Raw genomic sequence first — 7369 nt, forward strand, 5'->3', positions numbered from 1 at the left:
GCGGAGGCGCCGATGAAAGCCGGCGCCAAGCGCTCATCGCGGCGCCTGCCTCGCTTAGACTCGACGCCTCCCCTGGCTCTCTTTTTCGAGGCAAATCCCATGTTCGGCATTGCTGACTACGGCGCATTCGTTGTTGCCATCGTCCTCTTTCTCCTGATTCCCGGTCCGGGCAACCTGGCGCTTATTACCTCGACCAGCAAAGGCGGAATCCGCGGCGGGCTGGCTGCCACCTTCGGCGTGATCATTGGCGACCAGTTCCTCATGTGGGCGGCGGTGGCGGGCGTCTCGGCCGTGCTGGCCGCTTACCCGACCGCCTTCGCGGCCGTGCAGTGGCTGGGTGCGGCCTACCTCGCCTGGCTCGGCTTCAAGATGCTGCTTGCGAAGCCCGGCGCAGCGCCGATTCTCAACATTCGCCCTAGCCATTTCCTGCGCCAGGCACTGATGATCACCTTGCTCAACCCCAAGGCAATCGTGTTCTATATGGCTTTCTTTCCGCTGTTCGTCGATCCGGCGCGCCACCAGGGAGTGGTCACTTTCGGCGCCATGGCGGTCACGATTGCCGTGCTCACCTTTCTGTACGGCCTCACGTCCACGCTGCTCACGCACTTTTTGGCCGAACGCATCCGCGCCAATCCGCGTATTTCAGGCGCCCTTGAAAAGCTCGCGGGTGTCTTTCTGATTGCCTTCGGCGTCAAGCTCGCCATTTCCCGCTGATCTCCACATGGCCAAGATTTTCTGCATTGCCAACCAGAAGGGCGGCGTCGGCAAGACCACCACCACCGTCAACCTTGCCGCCGGCTTGGCCAAGGTCGGCCAGCGGGTGCTGATGATCGACCTCGACCCCCAGGGCAATGCAACCATGGGTTCGGGCATCGACAAGCGCCAGCTGGAACTGACGGTGTACGACGTGCTGCTCGAATCGGCCTCCGTGGCCGAGGCGCGCGTCAAGGCCGACAAGCTGGTGGAGGGCGGCTGCGGCTACGACGTGCTGGGCGCCAACCGCGAACTGGCGGGTGCGGAAGTGGAGATGGTAGCGCTCGACCGCCGCGAGAAACGCCTGCGCACCGCGCTGGCCGCCGTCGGCGCCGAGTACGACTTCGTGCTGATCGACTGCCCGCCGAGCCTGAGCCTGCTCACGCTCAACGGCCTGTGCGCCGCCCATGGCGTGATCGTGCCGATGCAGTGCGAGTACTTCGCGCTCGAAGGGCTGACCGACCTGGTCAACACCATCAAGCAGGTGCACGCCAACCTCAACAAGAACCTGCAGATCATCGGCCTGCTGCGCGTGATGTTCGATCCGCGCATCACGCTGCAGCAGCAGGTGAGCGAACAGCTCAAGTCCCACTTCGGCGACAAGGTGTTCGACACGGTCATTCCTCGCAATGTGCGGCTTGCCGAGGCGCCGAGCTACGGACTGCCCGGCGTGGTGTTCGATCCGGCCGCCCGTGGCAGCCAGGCCTTCATCGCCTTTGCCAAGGAGCTGGTCGAGAAGATGCCGCCGGCCAGCGCTTTCGCCTCCGGCGCCGTGGCGCCGCCCATCGCAGAGGTTGCGCCGGCTGCTCCCAGCCTGGCGATTCCCGAAGACGTGCTGGCACCCGCCGCCGCACCCGACACCAGCGAAAAAAGCATCTGACGCCGTCCATCCAGGACGTGTGCCATCGAGTTCGAGCAAATGACCATCTCACGCATCCTGTTGCTGCCGGGCTGGCAGAACAGCGGCCCCGGCCATTGGCAAACCCGTTGGGAGTTGCTGTATGGCGATCACCGTGTGGAGCAGCATGAGTGGATGCACCCCCTGCGCGGCGACTGGTCCGCCCGGCTCGAGGAAGAAGTGCTGGCCGCGCCCGGCCCGGTGACCTTTGCGGCGCACAGCCTGGGTTGCATCCTGGTGGCCGCCTGGGCTGCGCATTCGCGCAACACGCACAAGGTGCGTGGTGCCTTGCTGGTCGCCCCCGGAGACCTGGAACGCGACGACCTGCGCCAGCTGATTCCAGGTTGGGCGCCCATCGTGCGCAAGCCGCTGCCGTTTCCGGCGGTGCTGACGGCCGCCAACGACGACCCGTACTGCGACGCCAAGCGCTCCCGCCAGATGGCGGCCGACTGGGGCGCGCGCTTTGTCGACGCCGGTGCGGGCGGCCACCTGAACGCCGAGTCCGGCCTGGGCGACTGGCCCGAAGGCCGGCAACTATTGAACGAAATCTCGAAAGACACGCACTGATGGCGACCAAGAAACCCAAGGGCCTGGGGCGCGGCCTCGAAGCGCTGCTCGGCCCCACGGCCGCACCCGCCGCCGACAACAACAATGGGACGGAAGAGGGCGCCGCGGCGCAGAACCCGAACACGCTGATGCTCGACCAGATGGTGGCCGGCGTTTACCAGCCGCGCACCCGCATGGACGAAGGCGCGCTGTACGAACTGGCCGAGAGCATCAAGGCGCAGGGCATCATGCAGCCGATCCTGGTGCGCCGGCTCGACGAGGCATCGGCTGCCGCCAAGAACGCCGAGTACGAAATCATTGCCGGCGAGCGCCGCTTCCGGGCCGCCAAGCTGGCGGGCCTCGACCGGGTGCCGGTGCTGGTGCGCGACGTGCCCAACGAGGCCGCGGCGGCCATGTCGCTGATCGAGAACATCCAGCGCGAAGACCTCAACCCGCTCGAAGAAGCCCAAGGCCTGCAACGCCTGGTCTCGGAGTTTGGGCTCACTCACGAGGCCGCCGCGCAGGCTGTGGGCCGCTCCCGCAGCGCTGCCAGCAATCTGCTGCGCCTGTTGAACCTGGCCGAGCCGGCGCAACAGATGCTGATGGCCGGCGACATCGACATGGGCCACGCCCGCGCGCTGCTGTCGCTGGACCGCGGCACGCAGATCACCGCCGCCAACCAGATCGCCGCCAAGAAAATGTCGGTGCGCGAGGCCGAGTCGCTGGTGAAGCGGCTCGCCGCCGAATTCACGCTCACCCCGTCGCGCCGCGGCAACGACGGCGAAAAGTCGCGCGACCTGCAGCGCGTGGAAGAAGAACTGGCCGACCTGCTCACCGCCGAGGTCGAGGTCCGCATCAAGAAGCGCAGCAAGCGCGGCGGCAAGGTCGAGGAGAGCGGGGAACTCGCCATTCACTTCGGCTCCATCGAGGCGCTCAACGGCCTGATCGAACGCATCCGCCGAACGGCCTAGCCGGCGGGCCGCGGCTCGGACTTTTGCGTGATTGTTTCTTGCAATCTTTTACGCGTATCCTCTCCGCTGATTTTCAAATCGCAAATCTCGAGGAGAGGGAGTCCTTTCATGACATTCAACAAGTTTCCGCTCGCGGCCGTGGCCGTGGGTGCGCTGCTGCTGACCGGCTGCGTGACCACCGACATGCAGATGGGCAGCCAGTCTGCCAAGACCACGGCCACCGGCAGCGCCGCCGGTTCGGCCACCGCCGGCGAAAGCAGCCAGCTCGAGCGCTGCGAGTCGCCGCTGGGCACCGTCTCGCTCATCGAGAACGTGAACTCGGGCTGGTACACCATCCTCACCGGCGAATACCGCCTGCCGCCTACGGCCAACCTGCTGCGCTTGCTGGTGCAGCAATCGAACTGCTTTGTGGTGGTCGAGCGCGGCGCGGCCGGCATGAACGCCATGAACCGTGAACGCGCGCTCATGCAGTCGGGCGAAATGCGTGGCGGCAGCAACTTCGGACGCGGCCAGATGGTGGCTTCGGACTACGGACTTTCGCCCGAGATCGTCTTCAGCAACAGCGACGCGGGTGGCATCGGCGGTGCGCTGGGCGGGTTGGTCGGCGGCAACCGTGGGCGCGCCCTGGCTGCGGTCGGCGGCAGCATGCAGACCAAGGAAGCCAGTGCGCTCCTGACCCTCATCGACAACCGCTCCGGCGTGCAGGTGGCGGCATCGGAAGGCAGCGCCTCCAAGACCGATTTCGGCGCCTTCGGCTCGGTCTTCGGTGGCCGTGCCGGTGGCGGCCTCGGCGGCTACACCAACACGGCGCAGGGCAAGGTGATTGCCGCGGCCTTCATGGACGCGTTCAACCAGATGGTCCGCTCGCTGCGCAATTACAAGGCGCAAACGGTGCGCGGCCAGGGTCTCGGCGGCGGTGGCCGCCTGGGCGTGGACGGCGGCGCTGCGCCGTCGCAAACCTCGGCTCCCGCGGAGCAACCGGCCCGCCGCCGCAGGTAAGACGCGGCGGTGGCAATATAAAAAGCCCGGCGGCTCGCAAGAGCCCCGGGCTTTTTTATCGGGTCCTAAAACAGATCAGAGCGCGAAGATCTTGCCCGGATTCATGATGTTCTTGGGATCGAGCGCGCGCTTGATCGTGCGCATCATGTCGATGGCGCCCACGCCCGCTTCGGTCACCAGGAAGTCCATCTTGTGCAGCCCCACGCCGTGCTCGCCGGTGCAGGTGCCTTCGAGCGCCAGCGCGCGGCTCACCAGGTCGTGGTTGAGCTTTTCGGCCTTCACGCGCTCTTCGGGAATGTTCGGGTCGAGCAGGTAGCCGAAGTGGAAGTTGCCGTCGCCGACGTGGCCGACCAGGAAGTAGGGGATGCCGCTGGCATCGGCCTCGGCCACCGAGTCGAGCAGGCAATCGGCCAGGCGCGAGATGGGCACGCAGGTGTCGGTGGAGATCACGCGGCAGCCCGGGCGCGACTGCACGGCCGCAAAGTAGCTGTTGTGCCGCGCGGTCCACAGGCGGGTGCGTTCTTCCGGCGTGCTGGCCCATTCGAAGGCGTTGCCGCCGTGGCCGCTGGCGAGCTCCTGCACGGTTTCGGCCTGTTCTTTCACGCCGGCCGGCGAGCCGTGGAATTCCATCAGCAGCATCGGCTCTTCGCGCAGGTTGAGCTTGGCGTAGGCGTTCACCATGCGCACCGTGTTCACATCGATGAGTTCCACGCGCGCAATCGGCACGCCGAGTTGAATGGTTTCGATGGTGGTGCGCACCGCGGCTTCAATGCTCGGGAACGAGCAGATCGCAGCGGACACGGCCTCGGGCAGCGGGTAGATGCGCAGCGTGACTTCGGTGACCACGCCCAGCGTGCCTTCGCTGCCCACCATGAGGCGCGTGAGGTCGTAGCCGGCGGACGATTTCTTCGCGCGCGTGCCGGTGCGAATGACGTCGCCGCTGGCGGTGACAACCTCGAGCGCCAGCACGTTCTCGCGCATGGTGCCGTAGCGCACCGCGTTCGTGCCGCTCGCACGCGTGGCCGTCATGCCGCCGATGGAAGCGTCGGCACCCGGATCGATGGGAAAGAACAGGCCCGTGCTCTTGATCTCTTCGTTGAGCTGCTTGCGCGTAACGCCCGGCTGCACCGTCACCGTGAGGTCGTCGGCGTTGACCGACAGCACCTTGTTCATGCGCGACACGTCGATGCTGATGCCGCCCTGCACCGCCAGCAGATGGCCTTCGAGCGATGAGCCCACGCCGAAGGGGATGACCGGCGCGCTGTGCTCGCTCGCGAGCTTCACGGCATCGGCCACGTCCTGCGTGCTTTCGGCAAACACCACGGCCGAAGGGGGCGGGGCGTCGAACGACGACTCGTCGCGGCCATGCTGCGTGCGCACCGCCATGGCCGTGGAACAGTTGGCGCCGAAGCGGGCCTTCAGCTCATCGATCAGGGCGGCGGGCACGTCGCGCAGATGAAGCTCCGGCAGCAGGTGCGAGGTTTGGGTCGGGGCGTTCATCGGGTGTCTCCTGAATGATGGGGGTGCGAAGGCTCTGTTCGGTCATTTTACGGAGCGAGCACCATAATGCGCTTCGGAAAAAGCCATGAACCCTACGACGCTCGCTGCCCTTGCGGCATTTCCCACACTGCTCGAAGCCCATTACGCGATCATTCCGGAGGCACACCGCCACTGGGCCCCGCGGTCATGGGAGGGCGTGCCCAGCGAGGCCTTCACGGCCATCGAGCAGCTGTGCCATGTGCGGGACATCGAGATCGAGGGCTACCACGAGCGCTTTCGCCGCACGCTGGAAGAAGACAACCCCACGCTGGCATCGATCGACAGCGAACCGCTGGCCATCGAACGCGCCTACGGCAAGGCCGACGCGGCACAGGTGCTGGGGGAGTTCCGCATTGCACGTGCGAAAACCATGGAAATCATCTCGCAGCTGAGCGACGCGCAACTCGCACGCCCGGCCGTGTTCGAGGGCTACGGACCGCTCACCATGCGCAGCCTCATTCATTACCTTTGCAGCCACGACCAGCAGCATCTTGCAGGCCTGCAGTGGCTGCTCGGCAAGATCGACGCATCCAGGGTCGGGCCGTAGAAAAACACAAGAACACGAACAGGAGCGCCCATGGGCAACCGACTTTCGCAAATTGCCACCCGCACCGGCGACGACGGCACCACCGGCTTGGGCGACAACACCCGCGTGCCCAAGGACCACTTGCGCGTGCATGCCATGGGCGACGTGGACGAACTCAACTCGCAGATCGGCCTGTTGCTTTGCGAGCCCATGCCAGAGCCCGTGCGCGAGCTGCTGGTCGACGTGCAGCATCAGCTCTTCAACCTGGGCGGCGAGCTTTCGATGCCGGGCTACACGCTGCTGAAGGCCGACGCGCTGCTGCAACTGGACAACGCATTGGCCGAGCACAACGCCGCCTTGCCGCGCCTGGCTGAATTCATCCTGCCCGCGGGCACGCGCGCGGCCTCGCTCGCGCATGTGTGCCGCACGGTGGCGCGACGGGCCGAGCGCGCGGTGGTGGCACTCGGTGCCACGGCCGAACTCAACGACGCATTGCGCCAGTACCTCAACCGGCTCAGCGACCTGCTCTTTGTGCTTGCACGTGTGCTCAACCGCATGAACGGCGGCGACGACGTGTACTGGAAGAGCGAGCGCATGGCGCGCGCAGCGGCCGCCGATGCCAAAGACGAAGGAAGCCCATCATGAAGACGAAGACAACTGCCCACGCTTTTTCCGTTGCAGCAGCAGCGGTGCTGCTGTTGTCCGTGCCCGCCGTGCATGCGCAGAGCGCGGACAACCCGCCCAAGGCGGAGCGTGCCCACACGCTCAATCCGCCGCCGCGCGACAGCAAGGTCGTCAACAGCGTGCAGCGCGGCACCAACGCCGCGGGCCGAGGCATCGATCGCGCGGAAGACGCAACGCGGCGTGGTGTCAACAACGTATCGGAAAAAGCGAGCCGGCCTGTGCGCCGAGTGGGCGAGTCCTTCGGGCGCAAGCTGGCGCCGGGTTCGAGTGGGCGCGCTGCGCCGCCGCCTGTGGGGCCGCAAGGGAATGCGCCCTGATTGAAGCTCCTTCCGGGGCGGTTTCGTCTTGAGAGTGTGCGGCGCGCTTCGTTCATGGTGCGCACCCGCCGACGGGGTACCTTTCTCCGCGAATGTCCCCCGGCCTGCGGCCTCCTCCTTTATTTCGCTGCGCAAG

General features: G+C 66.3%; 9 protein-coding genes. 8 read left to right on the forward strand and 1 reads right to left on the reverse strand.

Translation table 11 applies throughout. The features are described from left to right. Nucleotides 1-99 precede the first annotated feature (99 nt). The 5 genes from V9L20_RS25465 (at nucleotide 100) to V9L20_RS25485 (ending at nucleotide 4167) form a co-directional block, all read left to right on the forward strand. On the forward strand, nucleotides 100-714 hold the full coding sequence (locus tag V9L20_RS25465; protein WP_258503178.1) for a LysE family transporter: 615 nt from the start codon (nucleotides 100-102) through the stop codon (nucleotides 712-714). A gap of 7 nt (nucleotides 715-721) precedes the next feature. Beyond that, nucleotides 722-1633: a ParA family protein gene (locus tag V9L20_RS25470; RefSeq protein WP_157611166.1), complete on the forward strand. Its 912-nt coding sequence runs from the start codon at nucleotides 722-724 to the stop codon at nucleotides 1631-1633. A gap of 39 nt (nucleotides 1634-1672) precedes the next feature. Next, entirely contained in the window at nucleotides 1673-2218 is a 546-nt protein-coding gene (locus tag V9L20_RS25475; RefSeq protein WP_337298674.1) for an RBBP9/YdeN family alpha/beta hydrolase, read from the forward strand. Next, a complete protein-coding gene (locus tag V9L20_RS25480; protein WP_126746589.1) occupies nucleotides 2218-3168 on the forward strand; it encodes a ParB/RepB/Spo0J family partition protein in 951 nt (316 codons plus the stop codon). The genes V9L20_RS25475 and V9L20_RS25480 overlap by 1 nt, the downstream gene beginning before the upstream one ends. A gap of 108 nt (nucleotides 3169-3276) precedes the next feature. Further along, nucleotides 3277-4167, forward strand: coding sequence for a CsgG/HfaB family protein (locus V9L20_RS25485; protein WP_258503185.1), 891 nt, complete (start codon nucleotides 3277-3279; stop codon nucleotides 4165-4167). 75 nt (nucleotides 4168-4242) lie between these two features. Here V9L20_RS25485 and V9L20_RS25490 read toward each other — a convergent pair whose 3' ends face one another. Then, on the reverse strand, nucleotides 4243-5667 hold the full coding sequence (locus V9L20_RS25490) for an FAD-binding oxidoreductase (RefSeq protein ID WP_337298675.1): 1425 nt from the start codon (nucleotides 5665-5667) through the stop codon (nucleotides 4243-4245). Nucleotides 5668-5752: 85 nt separating this feature from the next. Between V9L20_RS25490 and V9L20_RS25495 the strand changes: the two genes are divergently transcribed. From V9L20_RS25495 to V9L20_RS25505, 3 genes are read left to right on the forward strand one after another with little or no spacing between them, the layout of a single operon-like run. Further along, nucleotides 5753-6253 carry a DinB family protein gene (locus tag V9L20_RS25495; protein ID WP_337298676.1) on the forward strand — a complete coding sequence of 167 codons (501 nt, stop codon included), beginning with the start codon at nucleotides 5753-5755 and terminating at the stop codon, nucleotides 6251-6253. Nucleotides 6254-6283: 30 nt separating this feature from the next. Beyond that, complete coding sequence (locus V9L20_RS25500) at nucleotides 6284-6877, forward strand: cob(I)yrinic acid a,c-diamide adenosyltransferase (protein WP_258503190.1); 594 nt, start codon at nucleotides 6284-6286, stop codon at nucleotides 6875-6877. Continuing rightward, a complete protein-coding gene (locus V9L20_RS25505; RefSeq protein WP_258503191.1) occupies nucleotides 6874-7233 on the forward strand; it encodes a hypothetical protein in 360 nt (119 codons plus the stop codon). Before V9L20_RS25500 ends, V9L20_RS25505 begins: the two co-directional genes overlap by 4 nt. The last annotated feature ends 136 nt before the right edge of the window (nucleotides 7234-7369 follow it).

It is taken from the genome of Variovorax sp. CCNWLW225 (assembly GCF_037204045.1).
Taxonomy (GTDB): Bacteria; Pseudomonadota; Gammaproteobacteria; order Burkholderiales; family Burkholderiaceae_C; genus Variovorax.